Origin of the sequence: Pelagibius sp., assembly GCF_028281305.1 — a bacterium.
In the GTDB taxonomy this organism is placed as follows: Bacteria; Pseudomonadota; Alphaproteobacteria; order Kiloniellales; family Kiloniellaceae; genus Pelagibius.
On the sequence record NZ_JANQKD010000085.1, the window covers coordinates 1 to 14,280 of the forward strand.

General features: G+C 65.6%; 13 protein-coding genes and 1 pseudogene. 10 read left to right on the plus strand and 4 right to left on the minus strand.

Annotated elements, in window-relative coordinates:
- The 4 genes and pseudogenes from Q0982_RS16400 to Q0982_RS16415 form a co-directional block, all read left to right on the plus strand.
- Nucleotides 1-285 (plus strand): annotated as a pseudogene (locus Q0982_RS16400) (sugar ABC transporter permease); the annotation flags it as partial.
- On the plus strand, nt 282-1,082 hold the full coding sequence (locus tag Q0982_RS16405; RefSeq protein ID WP_299397302.1) for a carbohydrate ABC transporter permease: 801 nt from the start codon (nt 282-284) through the stop codon (nt 1,080-1,082). The pseudogene Q0982_RS16400 and the gene Q0982_RS16405, both read left to right, overlap by 4 nt.
- 2 nt (nt 1,083-1,084) lie before the next feature.
- Nucleotides 1,085-1,366: a DUF2160 domain-containing protein gene (locus Q0982_RS16410; RefSeq protein WP_299397304.1), complete on the plus strand. Its 282-nt coding sequence runs from the start codon at nt 1,085-1,087 to the stop codon at nt 1,364-1,366.
- Between the two features lie 159 nt (nt 1,367-1,525).
- Nucleotides 1,526-3,256, plus strand: a complete 1,731-nt coding sequence (locus tag Q0982_RS16415; RefSeq protein ID WP_299397305.1) for an ABC transporter substrate-binding protein — start codon at nt 1,526-1,528, stop codon at nt 3,254-3,256.
- Between the two features lie 172 nt (nt 3,257-3,428).
- On the opposite strand, the gene Q0982_RS16420 is transcribed toward Q0982_RS16415, so the two are convergent.
- Nucleotides 3,429-4,475, minus strand: a complete 1,047-nt coding sequence (locus Q0982_RS16420; protein WP_299397307.1) for a serine protease — start codon at nt 4,473-4,475, stop codon at nt 3,429-3,431.
- 224 nt (nt 4,476-4,699) lie between these two features.
- Between Q0982_RS16420 and Q0982_RS16425 the strand changes: the two genes are divergently transcribed.
- From Q0982_RS16425 to Q0982_RS16440, 4 genes are all read left to right on the plus strand, one after another.
- Nucleotides 4,700-5,224, plus strand: coding sequence for a hypothetical protein (locus Q0982_RS16425; protein ID WP_299397309.1), 525 nt, complete (start codon nt 4,700-4,702; stop codon nt 5,222-5,224).
- Nucleotides 5,225-5,531: 307 nt separating this feature from the next.
- Nucleotides 5,532-6,350 (plus strand): LOG family protein, encoded by an 819-nt coding sequence (locus Q0982_RS16430; protein ID WP_299397310.1) that lies wholly within the window; start codon nt 5,532-5,534, stop codon nt 6,348-6,350.
- Nucleotides 6,351-6,449: 99 nt separating this feature from the next.
- Nucleotides 6,450-6,845, plus strand: coding sequence for a rhodanese-like domain-containing protein (locus Q0982_RS16435; protein ID WP_322097048.1), 396 nt, complete (start codon nt 6,450-6,452; stop codon nt 6,843-6,845).
- 5 nt (nt 6,846-6,850) lie between these two features.
- The gene (locus Q0982_RS16440) at nt 6,851-7,444 is read left to right on the plus strand and encodes a DinB family protein (RefSeq protein WP_299397312.1); all 594 of its coding nucleotides are present in this window, start codon (nt 6,851-6,853) and stop codon (nt 7,442-7,444) included.
- Nucleotides 7,445-7,447: 3 nt separating this feature from the next.
- Here the strand turns inward: Q0982_RS16440 and Q0982_RS16445 are convergent, their stop codons facing one another.
- Complete coding sequence (locus Q0982_RS16445) at nt 7,448-8,899, minus strand: deoxyribodipyrimidine photo-lyase (protein WP_299397314.1); 1,452 nt, start codon at nt 8,897-8,899, stop codon at nt 7,448-7,450.
- 298 nt (nt 8,900-9,197) lie between these two features.
- Here Q0982_RS16445 and Q0982_RS16450 point away from each other — a divergent pair, with 298 nt between their 5' ends.
- Complete coding sequence (locus Q0982_RS16450; protein WP_299397315.1) at nt 9,198-9,686, plus strand: fasciclin domain-containing protein; 489 nt, start codon at nt 9,198-9,200, stop codon at nt 9,684-9,686.
- A 484-nt stretch (nt 9,687-10,170) separates the two neighbouring features.
- Complete coding sequence (locus Q0982_RS16455) at nt 10,171-10,659, plus strand: fasciclin domain-containing protein (RefSeq protein ID WP_299397317.1); 489 nt, start codon at nt 10,171-10,173, stop codon at nt 10,657-10,659.
- A 97-nt stretch (nt 10,660-10,756) separates the two neighbouring features.
- On the opposite strand, the gene pdeM is transcribed toward Q0982_RS16455, so the two are convergent.
- Both pdeM and Q0982_RS16465 read right to left on the minus strand, forming a co-directional pair.
- Entirely contained in the window at nt 10,757-11,485 is a 729-nt protein-coding gene (pdeM, locus tag Q0982_RS16460; protein ID WP_299397318.1) for a ligase-associated DNA damage response endonuclease PdeM, read from the minus strand.
- Nucleotides 11,482-13,971, minus strand: coding sequence for a ligase-associated DNA damage response DEXH box helicase (locus Q0982_RS16465; protein WP_299397320.1), 2,490 nt, complete (start codon nt 13,969-13,971; stop codon nt 11,482-11,484). Before Q0982_RS16465 ends, pdeM begins: the two co-directional genes overlap by 4 nt.
- Between the last annotated feature and the right edge of the window lie 309 nt (nt 13,972-14,280).

Consider the following 14,280-nt stretch of genomic DNA (forward strand, 5'->3'; position numbering starts at 1 on the left):
TGGGCGGTGTTCCGCTACATTCAGCTTCCGAAGATGAAGCACGTGCTGACCATCGCCATCCTGCTGCGCTTCATGGACAGCTTCATGATCTATACCGAGCCCTTCGTGCTTACCGGCGGAGGGCCCGGCAACACCACCACGGTGCTCTCCATCGACCTGGTGAAGGCAGCGCTCGGCGAATTCAATCTGGGCGTCGCCTCGGCCATGAGCATCATCTACTTCCTGATGACGCTGCTCGTGTGCTGGCTGTTCTATACGATCACCATGCAGGGAGAGAAGAAATGAGGCGTCTGCGCTGGCTGATCCCGACGCTCTACATCGTCTTCCTGATGCTGCCGATCTACTGGCTGCTGAACATGTCGTTCAAGACCACGAACGAGATTCTCGGCGGCTTCTCCTGGTTCCCGGCCGAGTTCACCGTCGACAGCTACATCGAGATTTTCACCGACCCGACCTGGTACAGCGGCTACATCAACTCGATCATCTATGTCGCACTCAACACCGTGATCTCGGTTTCTTTCGCACTGCCGGCGGCCTACGCTTTCTCGCGCTACCGCTTCCTGGGTGACAAGCACCTCTTCTTCTGGCTGCTGACCAACCGCATGGCGCCGCCGGCGGTCTTTGCCCTGCCGTTCCTGCAGCTCTATTCCTCGATCGGGCTGTTCGACACCCACATCGCCGTGGCGCTGGCCCACTGCCTGTTCAACATTCCGCTGGCCGTGTGGATTCTCGAGGGTTTCATGTCCGGCGTTCCGAAGGAGATCGACGAGACCGCCTATCTCGACGGCTACTCCTTCCCGCGCTTCTTCACCAAGATCTTCATGCCGCTGATCGGCAGCGGCATCGGCGTGACCGCCTTTTTCTGCTTCATGTTCTCCTGGGTGGAGATGCTGCTGGCCAAGTCGCTGACCTCGGTGGAGGCCAAACCGATTGCCGCCGTGATGACCCGAACGGCCAGTACGTCAGGCTATGAACTCGGCCTGCTGGCGGCGGCCGGCGTGCTGACCATCATTCCGGGCGCGATCGTCATCTATTTCGTGCGCAATTACATCGCCAAAGGCTTTGCGATGGGGAGGGTTTGATCATGGGCCTCTCGTGGATGGCCTGGACCTGGCAGACGGCGACCTTTTTCAGTGTCATCGCCCTGTTCCTGGTCGGCATGACGGTCTGGGAATGGCGGCGGCCGGGCGGCAACCCGCGCCGCGGCATCCTGGGTCTCGATACGACCCGCGGCGACCGTCTGTTTATTTCGCTTTTGGGCAGTGCCTACATTCATCTCGCCTGGCTGGCCCTCGCCACCGGGCCGCTGTGGATCGCCACCATCATTGCGGTGATCTACGCGCTCGCGGTCTTCCGCTGGGTTTGAGGGGGCTGCTGACATGGAATTCGCTTTCGCTCCGGGCACAGCCGTGCCGGATTTGCAGAAGGGCGCTGGCGAAGGCGGCCGGGCGGGGGCTCCAAGCTCCCCTCAGCCGGTTTTTGGGCCCGTTTTCGGGCGCATGAGAACCTCAAGGGAGGAGGGAATATGAAGAAGCTACTGGCATCAGCCACCGCGCTGGCCATGCTTTGCGGGGCGGGTCCTGCCTTCGCGGACATGGCGGCGGCGGAGAGGTGGGTTGATGAGGAGTTCCAGCCTTCGACGCTGACTCGCGACGAGCAGCTCGCGGAGATGGACTGGTTCATCAAAGCCGCCGAGCCCTTCCAGGGCATGGAAATCAATGTGCTGTCGGAGACGATTCCGACCCACAGCTATGAGTCCGAGGTCCTGACCAAGGCCTTCGAAGAGATCACCGGTATCAAGGTGAATCACCAGCTTCTCGGCGAGGGCGAGGTGGTCCAGGCGGTGCAGACGCAGATGCAGACGCGCCGCAATCTCTACGACGCCTACATCAACGACTCCGATCTCATCGGCACGCACTCGCGTCTCCAGCTTGCCTACAACCTCACCGACTTTATGGAAGGTGAGGGCAAGGACGTGACCAACCCGATGCTCGACATCGATGATTTCATGGGCAAGTCCTTCACCACCGGGCCGGACGGCAAGCTCTACCAGCTGCCCGATCAGCAGTTCGCGAACCTCTACTGGTTCCGCAAGGACTGGTTCGACAAACCGGAGCTGCAGGCTCAGTTCAAGGAGATTTACGGTTACGACCTGGGCGTGCCGGTGAACTGGTCGGCCTACGAGGACATCGCCGAGTTCTTCAGCGTCCACGTGAAAGAGATCGACGGTGTGCGCGTTTACGGCCACATGGATTACGGCAAGCGTGCGCCGGATCTCGGCTGGCGCATGACCGACGCCTGGCTGTCGATGGCCGGTGCCGGCTCGACGGGCCTGCCCAACGGCGTGCCGATCGACGAATGGGGCATCCGGATGGAAGCGGGTTCCTGCAACCCGCAGGGCGCCTCGGTGTCGCGCGGTGGCGGTACCAACGGTCCTGCGGCCGTCTATGCCATCCGCAAATGGGACGAATGGCTGCGCCAGTACGCGCCTCCGGGGGCGGCCAGCTACGACTTCTACCAGTCGCTGCCGGCGCTGAGCCAGGGCAACGTGGCCCAGCAGATCTTCTGGTACACGGCCTTCACCGCCTCCATGGTCAAGCCGAAGGCGGAGGGCAACAACACCGTCGACGACGAGGGCAACCCGCTCTGGCGGATGGCGCCGAGCCCGCACGGCCCCTATTGGCAGGACGGCCAGAAGCTCGGCTATCAGGATGCCGGGTCCTGGACCATCCTGCAGTCGACGCCGATCGACCGCGCCAAGGCGGCCTGGCTCTACGCCCAGTTCGTCGTGTCCAAAACCGTCGACGTCAAGAAGAGCCATGTCGGTCTGACCTTCATTCGCGACTCAACCGTGCGGCACGAGAGCTTCTCGGAGCGGGCGCCCAAGCTGGGTGGCCTGGTCGAGTTCTACCGCTCGCCCGACCGCGTCCTGTGGTCGCCGACCGGCATCAACGTTCCTGACTATCCCAAGCTGGCCCAGCTCTGGTGGCAGCAGATCGGTGACGTGAACTCCGGCGCCTTCTCGCCGCAGGAGGCCATGGACCGCCTTGCCGGCGAGATGGACCAGGTGATGGCCCGCATGCAGGCGGCCGACGAACAGGCCAATGTCTACGGCGGCTGCGGCCCGCGCCTGAACGACGAGCAGGACGCGTCGGCCTGGCTCGGCAAGCCGGACGGCCCCAAGGCCAAGCTCGCGAACGAGAAGCCTCAGGGTGAGACCATCGCCTATGAGGAAATCATCAAGCGCTGGCAATAAGCCTGGGCCGAACGCCGCGCGCCGGGAGCTTTTCGGTTTCCGTCGCGCAAGGCAGAGGGTTCCACTGCTGGGGCGGCTTCGGCCGCCCCTTTTTTCGTCCGCCCCCTTTTCGTCCGCCGCCCAGCCGCCGGAAAGGGCGGAGAACTGCCGGAAGCGACTTCGTTCCTGGCTGCTACTCGATGCGCTGGGCGGAGCGGATCATGGCGGCAAGCAGGGAGAGGTCGAGGGGGCTGCGGGGCGGCAGTCCCAGATCCGCCGCATAGTCGGCCGCCGCAGCCTCAACGTCGCGGGACGCGTTGGCGTAACCGAGCGCCAGCAGCAGCGTGGTGGCTGAGGCCGTCGGCGCTGCCCGCACCGAACCTCTGTCCGGAGGCTGGCCAGGGTCGCCCAGCAGATTGCCCCGGCGGGTCATCGCCGCCTGACGGGCCAGCGCCGATCCCTGCGCCGCCCCGCGCACGAAGAAGTCGGCCAGGACGCGCATCTCCCCGTCGGCGAGGACGAAAGGCGGCAGTCCGCGCTCAGAGGGTGTGGCCTGACAGAGATCGGTGGCCCCTGCCCCCCGGCCTTTGCAGCCGAAGTAGAGAGAGATCGCGTGGGGCCAGTCGACGCGGTAGCCTGCCCGCAGTGTGACGGCCTCGCCGCGGGCTTCGCGTGCTTCCAGGCCGGCATCGCGCCATTGCAAGCCGAGCCAGCCTGTCTTGAGACCGATCGGCTCCGCCAGCTTCAGAACCGCCCAGTTGTTGGTCAGATTGGCCAGGTTGGCACCGGCGGCGGGCGTGTACCCGGGCGCCGGGGTGAAGCCGGCGATCTTGGAGTCGGCCAGGAAGCGGTCGCGCTGATAGGCCGCAATAAAGTGCAGTTCCTGCGGCTGCCACCAGCGGCCTTCGCGCTTGGAATAGAGGCATTGCGCCTGGGTCAGGACGAGTTGCGGTGCGATCAGGATACCGTTGCAGAAACCCTGACCGGCCAGATTGACACGCCCCAGCGCGCTCCAGGGGTACTCATGGGCATCGGCGATTGCACGACCGTCCAGCGGGGTCGGGTCGCTGCGCGTTGCTGCGGGGGGCGTCCCGTCGCGGGTGGGCGAGGGGGTCGGCGGGGCCTCCTGTCTCGGCGCGCAGGCTTGGAGGAGGAGCAGCAAGGCCAGGCCGCCCAGAGCGAGTGCGCGATGTGGTGTTGCTGGCGCCGGGCGGCGGCCATCCGGACGATCTCTGAGCATGACCCGTTTCCTCTTGCGGCTGGCCTTCTTGCGGTCGGCACGGCCGGTTCCCGGTCGGCCGCTCATCCCTGCCTGTCCCATCCCCCTTATAGCCCGCTTTGGCGTCGGGCGCCTGACCATAATCCGCATGGACCTGGCGGCCGGGACCTCGGCGGTGGCCGCTCGCCCGGCTGCGTGGCATACTCCCGGCCGTCGTTGCAGATGCGATCGTTTCGGAGGAGTTCATGACCTTACGGCCAAGCCGTCTTTTGGCGGCCGTTGTCCTGCTGCTGTTTTCCGCTGCCGGGGTCCAGGCCCAAGATCAGGCCCAGGATCAGACACAACCGGCCGCGCCGCCGCCTGCCGGCGGCCCGCTTGCGGGCGTCAACGTCCTGCAGATCAGCGTCGCGCCGCTCAGTGCGGATTCGCAGCGCTGCGGCCTGCAGCAGGACCTGGTTCTGGAGTCGTTCCAGCAGCCGCTGATTGCCGAGGGCCTTTCTGTTCAGAGGTCCGCCCACGTGCGCATCGTGGTGACGGCGACGACGGTGGTCTACGAAGGGGGCACCTGCATCTCGACCATCGGGGCCATGGCCACCCAGAACACCCGCTACTTTGACCGCCAGACCCAGGTGGAGCGGGCCGGTCAGGTGCTGATGTGGAGTGATTCCGGCCTTTTCGTCACGGGCGAGCGCGATCATGTGGTTCTGACCAACATCGGGTTTCGCGATCTGGCCCGCTCTTTCGTGCGCAAGTGGCAGCTCGATCAGTAAGGCGCAACACCAAAACGCAGAAATGAGGAAGAAGATGCAACCTTAAGGTTGTGATCTCGATTCCGATGCGCTAAACTTTAAGAAGAAGCGGCAGTAGAGCCTGCATTTCAGTGCTCTCTTCCCCAAGAAAGCTTCCCTTCTCTTGCCCCCGCCGACCTCCCCGGTGGGGGCGTTTCCTTTGCAGGGCCCGGCGACTGCGATAGCTTGAAGGACGCTTGGCGTAGGGGGAGTCGTCCGTCACCTTCGGTGGATGGTCTCCGTGGGACCAAAGCAACGCCAGCGATTTTGGGGAGAGAACTGGGCACCTATGAGCGACTCGACAGACGGCCTTCCGAAGAAGGCCTACCGCAATCTCGACTTTCTGGAATCGGCTTCGGCGAGGGCTCTGCGCATTCTTTCCGAGTACATCGAGCCCAATAGCCGCTTCAACCACTACAAGATCGACGACACCATCATCTTCTTCGGTTCGGCGCGCATCCTGCCGCGGGACGAGGCGGAGAAGCGCCTTGATGCCGCCAAAGCGGAGGGCGGCGACCTGAAGCGTGCGGAGCGCGACCTCGAGATGTCCCGCTACTACGAGGAAACCCGGGAACTGGCCCGGCGCCTGACCGAGTGGTCGAAGGGGCTGCAGGCGGATGACCGCCGCTTCGTGGTCTGCAGCGGCGGCGGACCGGGAATCATGGAGGCAGCCAACCGCGGCGCCTCCGAGGCCAAGGGGCTGAACGTCGGCCTCAACATCTCCCTGCCTATGGAGCAGCTCGACAACCCCTACATCAGCCGCGAACTGAACTTCGAGTTCCACTACTTCTTCATGCGCAAGTTCTGGTTCGCCTATCTGGCAAAGGCCGTCGTGGTCATGCCGGGCGGCTTCGGTACGCTCGATGAGCTCTTCGAACTGCTAACGCTTGTGCAGACCGGGAAGATCCGCAAGCAGATGCCTGTGGTCCTATTCGGCAGCCAGTACTGGGCCGAGGTGATCAATCTCGAAGCGCTGGAGCGCTACGGCACCATCAGCGCGGAGGACCTCGAACTGTTCTTTCGCACGGACTCGGTGGACGAAGCCTTCGACTTCATCACCGAACAGCTGCAGTCCTACGCCCTCGATATTCCCGGGCCCCGGCTTTAGCGGTGCTGGCCTGCCGATCCTGAAGGCATTGGCCGAATCGTAATGAAGCGGGTCGGCTGATGTCTTATGGTGCAGGTGCATCAAAGCAAGGAGACAGCCATGGTCATCACCAAGGGATTTAAAGATCTGCTGGCAGAAGCCAACGCGGTCGTCGACGTGGTCTCGGTGCGCGAAGCCATGGACATGCTCGAGGATGCGGATGTGGCCTTCATCGACCTGCGCGAGCGCGAGGAGTTGGTGCAGGGGACGATTCCGAGCGCGGCCCATGTCCCGCGCGGGCTGCTGGAGTTCGTCGCCGACCCGGAAAGCCCGATGCACAACCCGTCCTTTGATCCGGCTAAACAACTGGTTGTGTTCTGTGCGTCGGGCGGACGCTCGGCCCTGGCCGCAAAGACCCTGACGGAGATGGGGTTCCAACGGGTTGTTAACCTGGTCGGCGGGTTTCAGGCCTGGAGCGAGGCACAGGCGCCGATCGATCCCCTGCGCGACGTCTAGCAACCGTGACGGAGGCGACAACGGTCAACGCTGCGGATCACCTTCTGGCGCAGGCGCGCAACAACGCCTGGGCCAACCGGCGCCTGCTGGCGGCCTGCGCCGCCGTGCCGCAAGAGCAGTTCAGCGCACCGCTTGGCGGGTTCTTCGGCAGCCTGAGGGCCACGCTCAACCATATCCTTTATGTCGACTGGTACTACGTCGACGCGCTGGAGGGCGGCAGCCTGGGCCCCGCCGCCTGGCGCGACGAGGAGCCCTGCAAGACGCCGGCCGACCTGCAGCGGGAACAGGCCGCCGTCGACCACCGCCTGATCGCGTTCTGCGAAGGCCTGGGCGACACAGCGCTTGGCGCCCCGGTGCGCCTCATCCGCGCGGGCGGCGACAGGATCGAACGCGCCGACCGGGTGCTGCTGCATCTCTTCCAGCATCAGATCCACCATCGCGGCCAGGCGCACGGCTTGTTGTCTGCCGCCGGGGTCGAGCCACCGCAGCTCGACGAGTTTTTTCTCAACCAGGATAGAAGCTTTCGCGCCGAGGAACTGAACGCGCTCGGCTGGCAGGAGGAGGAGCTCTGGCGGGCCTGGCCTGCGCCGAGCACCTGACCCTTAAGCGCCTGCGGCCTTCTTCATGTCTTCATAGCCGCCGAGCGCGCGGGCCCGGGCCGCCTTGTGGTCGACGATGGGCTTGGGGTAGGTCTCGCCAAGAACGATGCCGGCGTCCGCCAGCACCGGGGCAGGGGCTTCCCAGGGTTTGTTCAAATAGGCATCCGGCAGTTTCGCGATCTCCGGGACCCAGCGTCTGACATAGCGGCCCTCAGGATCGAACTTCTCGCCCTGGGTGATGGGATTGAAAATGCGGAAGTAGGGCGCGGCATCGGCGCCGGAGCCGGCGACCCACTGCCAGCCGGCGGCGTTGTTGGCCAGGTCGGCATCGACCAGCGTATCCCAGAACCAGGCCTCGCCCCGCTGCCAGGGGATCAGCAGGTGTTTCACCAGGAAGGACGCGGTGATCATGCGCACCCGGTTGTGCATCCAGCCTGTGTGCCAGAGCTCGCGCATGCCGGCATCGACGATGGGGTAACCGGTGCGGCCACGGCACCAGGCTTCGAAACCGGCATCGTCATCGCGCCAGGGGTAGCCGTCGAATTCGGGCCGCCAGGAGCGCTCGGCGAAGTCCGGCCAGTGATACAGCAGGACATGGGAGAAGTCGCGCCAGCCGAGTTGACGCAGAAAGCCCATGACCCCGTCTTCCTTTGCGGTGCCGGCGGCGATCGCCTGCTGTCCCGCCTGCCAGACCTGTCTTGGGGAGACCTCGCCCCAGTGGAGGTGCGGGGAGAGCCGCGACGTCGCCGGTTCGTCGGGTCGGTCCCGGCGCGCGCTGTATGCCCCGGCCGCCTCGTCCAGGAAAGCCCGCAGCCGGCTTGCGGCACCCGCTTCGCCGGGCGTCCAGCGATCGCGCAGACCGCCCGCCCAATCGGGCTTGCCTGGCAGCAGATCCCAGTCTTCCAGCCGTTCGCTCTCGACACCTTTCAAGCCGTCGATGGTCTCGGGTGCCGCCTCGGGGGCGGGCGGCGCCGGGGCCGTCTGCATGGCCTTCCAGAACGGGGTGAAGACCTTGTAGGGGCCGCCGCTGCCGGTGCGGATCTCCCAGGGCTCGAAGAGCAGACTGCCGTTGAAACTTTCGACCGTCAGGCCGTTCTCCCGCAGGCTTGTTTTCAGCGCCTTGTCGCGAGCGATGGCAAAGGGCTCGTAACAGCGGTTCCAGTAGACCGCCGTCGCGCCGGTCTCCGCCGCCAGGGCCGGCAGGATCTCTTCGGCGTCGCCGCGGCGCAGACACAAAGGTGCGCCTCGCGACTCGAGGTCGCGGGCCAGCGCGGCCAGGGAATGATGCAGCCACCAGCGTGCCGCGCCGCCGGGCTTCCAGGCTCCGGCATTGGCGTCATCCAGAATGAACAGAGGCAACACCTTGCCGCCTTGCGCGCAGGCGGCCCGCAGAGCCGGGTTGTCGGCCAGGCGCAGGTCCTGGCGCAGCCAGACGATGCTGGGTGAAACGGTCATCACAGTACCAAGCCTGGGGATTTCATGCCGGTATCGGGAAGGAACTGCCCTACCAGATATAGCGCGGGTTGGGGAAGCCAAGCCCTCCGAGATGTCATTTGCACACAGATTTCAGGCGGTTCGGTTGTCATCGTGGGAAAAATTCACATTTTTTTGGTCTGGCGCCTTGACGGCCTGGATTCGGGATCTAGCTCCCGAGATAAGCGCGCGACAAGAGAACCGGGGGAAACGGTCGGGCTATCGCCAACAGCCTCTGTCGCCGCCTCAGCAAGATCACTGTTTTAGAGGAGGCATCTTCATGAAAACCCTTTCGCGCGCGCTTTTCGCCGCCGCCGTCGCGGCCCCGCTCGCCCTTTCGTCCATCGCTGCCAAGGCAGCCGACATCGTCGACACGGCTGTTGGGGCCGGCCAGTTCGAGACTCTCGTCGCTGCAGTGCAGGCCGCGGGTCTGGTCGAGACGCTGAAGGGCGATGGTCCTTTCACTGTCTTCGCGCCGACCGACGAAGCCTTCGCCAAGCTGCCGGCCGGCACGGTCGAAAGCCTTCTGAAGCCTGAAAACAAGGACCAGCTGATTGCGGTTCTCACCTACCATGTCGTGCCGGGCAAGGTGATGTCCGGTGACCTTGCGAACAAGCAGATGAAGGCCGGTACGGTCCAGGGCAGCAAGCTCAGCATCAACGCCCTGAATGGTGGCGTTGCCGTCGACAACGCCCAGGTCGTCCAGGCTGACATCGAAACTTCCAACGGCGTCATCCACGTCATCGACACCGTGGTGCTGCCGCAGTAATACGTCAAACGTAAGACGTCAGACTGCGCACCGCCGTTTAACTTCGGCGGCAGTGTTTCAGCGAGCGGCCGCTCCGATCATTCGGGGCGGCCGTTGCTGTGCTCGCGGTTGTTGTTCTGAGCGCTGCTCAATGCTGTAGGGGCGGCTTTACTTCTGCAGCACTGGCGGCCCCCAACGCAGTTCGAAGTCGCACGGAGCAGGACTCGATGACGCGCGGAGCACGATGGCAACCGGCCTGGATGCTGGTTTGGCTGTGTTCTTTCTGGGGCCGCTGCGGCCGCGCCGGCACGCGATCAAGGGCTTAGGCCGTAAGCGCCCGAATCTTAAATTTTCTTCATCCGATCAGCCACTTGATGCCTTCGGCCGTCGCGCTAAATCGGGTCTTAAGCGAACGGCATCGAAACCGATGAAAGCGGTTTGGCTGACAGCAACAGTCGCTGCCTTCGTCTCAGCAAGAAATCCAAACTCATGGAGGAGGCACCTCATGAAGGCCCTTTCACGTACGCTTTTCGCCGCCGCCGTTGCGGCCCCTCTCGCACTCTCGTCCATCGCCGCCAAGGCGGCCGACATCGTCGACACCGCCGTTGAGGCCGGCCAGTTCGAAACCCTGGTGGCCGCGGTCCAGGCCGCCGGTTTGGTCGAGACGCTGAAGGGCGACGGCCCCTTCACGGTCTTCGCGCCGACCGACGAAGCCTTTGCCAAACTGCCGGAAGGCACCGTCGAGAACCTGCTGAAGCCGGAGAACAAGGACCAGCTCGTCGCGATCCTGACCTATCACGTCGTGCCGGGTAAGGTGATGTCCGGCGACATCGCCGGAAAGATGACCGAAGCGACGACGGTCCAGGGCAGCGAGCTCACCATCGATGCCATGAAGGGCGGCGTCCAGGTCGAAGAGGCGCAGGTGATCCAGGCGGACATTGAGACCTCCAACGGCGTCATCCACGTCATCGACACCGTGGTCCTGCCCCAGTAAAGGACCATCCCCAATCCGCATGCCGCCATCCCCCCGGCGGCAGCGTTCGAGCGGCCGCCCCATCCCCCGGGGGCGGCCGCTTTCCGTTTGATCTGCGCTATCCGACCACGGCGCTGTGCGGGAAGGCGAAGACCTGGCGGCGGCCCAGCAGCATGACCTGAAAGCGCGGCGCCAGAAGTCCGGCGATGGCCGGGTCGAGAACGTGGAGGCCGCCCGTGTAAGCGCCGAAGGCGGGCAGGATGAGGCGCCGGCCGTCGGTGATGAAGCAGGGCGCGGAGATGCGCTTGCCACGCACACGCACGGCGGCCTTGGGGTGGAAGTGGCCCGAGACCTCACCAAAGACTGCGCCCGCTTTGGGCCCCGGCTCGGCCTCATGGCGGAAGGTGAGGGCGCCTTCCGTCCAGGTGGTCTCCACCGATCCGCCCAGATCCTCCGGCGGCGCCGGGTCGTGGTTGCCGGCAATCCAGATCCAGTGGTGGCGCGCGGTCAGATCGCGCAGGCGCCGCACAATGGGGGCGGGCAGGCGCGCCGCCGCCCCCTGGTCGTGAAAGGAATCGCCCAGACAGACCAGCCGCTCCACGGCATGGCGGGCCAGCACCGCCTCCAGCTTGTCGAGGGTCGCCGCCGTGTCGTAGGGCGGCAGGAACTGGCCCCGCTCGGCAAAGGCCGAACCCTTCTCGAAATGCAGGTCCGCCACCACGGCCAGGCGTCGTTCCGGCCAGAGCAGGGCGCCGCAATGGTCGGCGATCAGCTCCACCCCGTTCACCAGCAGCCGGTCGCTGCGCCGCTCCGGCTGCGGCGCCGGGGTCTCCGCCGCGCCGCTCACAGCGGCAGCTCCGATTGGCCCCGGCCGATCTCCATGCCGGCAGTGGCCTCTTCGATCAGCGCCTGGGCGCCCTCGTCGAGCAGCTCGTCCAGGCCGCTGCCGTAGACCTGTTCCTTGCCGATCTCCAGCAGCACCGGCACCGCCAGGGGGGAGATCTTCTCCAGCCGGCGGTGCTCGATGCGGCCCTGGATGCGCTTCAGCATCTCCGCAAGGCGGCCGATGTCCGTCAGGCCGCCGGCGGCATCGGCGCGCGTGGCCTGCAGCAGGATGTGGTCCGGCTCGTGCTTGCGCAGCACGTCGTAGATAAGATCGGCGTTGAAAGTCACCTGGCGGCCGGACTTCTCCTGCCCCGGCGAGCGCGCCTCGATCAGGCCGGCGATCACCGCCACCTTGCGGAAGGTCCGCCTGAGCATGGAGGACTCGGCCATCCACTCCTCCAGGTCGTCGCCCAGCATGTCCTCATCGAAGAGGGCGGCGAGATCGCCGGCCGGCTTCAGGCTCCAGACCGCGATCACGTAGTCGGTGGCGACGAAGCCGAGGGGGGCGAGCCCCGCCCGCTCCATGCGCCGCGTCAGCAGCATGCCGAGGGTCTGGTGCGCGTTGCGCCCCTCGAAGCTGTAGGCGACCAGAAACTCCTTCTCGCCGCGCGGAAAGGTCTCGACCAGCAGGCCGGAGGCGTCGGGCAACACCGAGCGCCAGCGCTGGATGCGCAGCCACTCCGCCACCGCCGGCGGCAGGTCCTGCCACTGGGCGGGGTTGGAGAGAATGCCGCGCACGCGCTCGGCGAGGTGGGTGGACAGCGGCAGCCGCCCGCCGGCATAGGCGGGCACCTTGGGGTCGCCGCCCTTGCCGCGGCTGACCAGCACCGTGTTGTCGCGCATGCCCTCGAAGCAGAGCAATTGGCCGGCGAAGATAAAGCTGTCGCCCGGCAGCAGCCCGTTGACGAAATACTCTTCCACCTCGCCCAGAACGCGGCCGTTCCTCATCCGGATCTTGAGGACCGGCGCCTCGACGATGGTCCCCACGTTCATGCGATAACGCTTTACATGCGAGATATGAGCGACCCGGTAAAAGCCTTGCGGATCAAGGCCCAAGCGGCGGTAGCGTTCATAGGATTTCAGGGCGTAGCCGCCTGTTGAGACGAAATCCAGGGCCTTGTCGAAGTCTTGTCTTGTCAGGGACTTATAGGGATAGGCTGTGATGATTTCTTGGTAGAGCCGGTCCGCCGCGAAGGGCCCGGCGCAGGCGGTTCCGAGGATGTGTTGAGACAGCACATCAAGTCCGCCGGGGCGGGGCGGGTCGCCGTCCAGACTGCGCGCGGCCACCGCTTCCAGGGCGGCGCGGCACTCCAGCACCTCGAAGCGGTTGGCCGGCACCAGCAGGGCGCGGCTCGGCTGGTCGAGCTGGTGGTTGGCGCGGCCGATGCGCTGCAGCAGCCGGGCCGAACCCTTGGGGGCGCCGACCTGCACCACCAGGTCGACGGCGGCCCAGTCGATGCCGAGATCGAGGGAGGAGGTCGCCACCACCGCGCGCAGCTTGCCGGCCGCCATGGCCGCCTCCACCTTGCGGCGCTGCTCCACGGCGAGGCTGCCGTGATGCAGGGCGATGGCCAGGCCGTCGTCGTTGAGGCGCCAGAGTTCCTGGAACACCAGCTCCGCCTGGGCGCGGGTGTTGACGAAGACCAGGGTGGTCTCCGCTGTCCGGATCCGCTGGTAGACCTCGGCGATGGCGTGCACCGCCATGTGGCCGGACCACGGCAGGTACTCTTTGGTGGTGAGAATCTCGACCTCGGCCTCGGCGCCGTCGCGGCCGATGATGCGGCGCACGCCCGCCGGCCCGGCGGTCGGGGAGATCCAGGCCGCCAGCCAGTCCGGGTCGTGCACCGTGGCGGAGAGGCCGACGCGCCGGCAGCCCGGGCTCAGGCTCTGCAGGCGGGTGAGGCCGAGCGACAGAAGGTCGCCGCGCTTGGTTCCGGCCAGGGCATGCAGTTCGTCGATGATAACGCACTTCAGGCCGGCGAAGACCTCCGGCGCGTCGTAGTAGCTGAGCAGCAGCGCCAGGGACTCCGGCGTCGTCATCAGGATGGCCGGGGGCTTGCGGCGCTGCCTTTGGCGCTTGGACTGCGGCGTGTCGCCGGTGCGGGTCTCGCAGGGGATCGCCAAGCCCATCTCCTCGATGGGCTGGGTAAGGTTGCGGTGAATATCCACCGCGAGCGCCTTCAGGGGCGAGATGTAGAGCGTGTGCAGCCCTTCGGTTCGACTCTCACCCTGACGGGCAGCGAGATCGACCAGGCTGGGCAGAAAGCCCGCCAGCGTCTTGCCGCCGCCGGTGGGGGCGATCAGCAGCGCCGATTCGCCGGCATCCGCCGCCCGCAGCATCTGCAGTTGGTGCGGGTGAGGTTGCCATCCGCGGGCCCGAAACCACGCCGCAAAGCGCGGCGGCAGGGCCGAGAGGTTCGAGTCGCTGAGAAGGGCTGGCTGGCTCACGGGGCCTAAGATAGAGCGGGCGCGGAGACGGGGAAAGGCGCGCCATGGCGGAATGTCCGGTTCCTGCAATGCTGCTGACTCACCAAGGCCGCCGCGGTCGTTTCCACACTTCCCACCGTGCTGCGGTCGCTCCCTCCTTTCCGTTGCGATTTCGCATAAATGCATCGCGGATTTTTCCTGTCTTCACTGCCGCGGTGCGACGGGACTTCGGGTTTGGGCGCCAAGCCTCTGGGCCGGCGGGGCTTTGCCGTTTCCGGTCGAAAAACGCCGGCGCTTAACGAAGTCTTGACCCTAAATCTCTATCCTAAG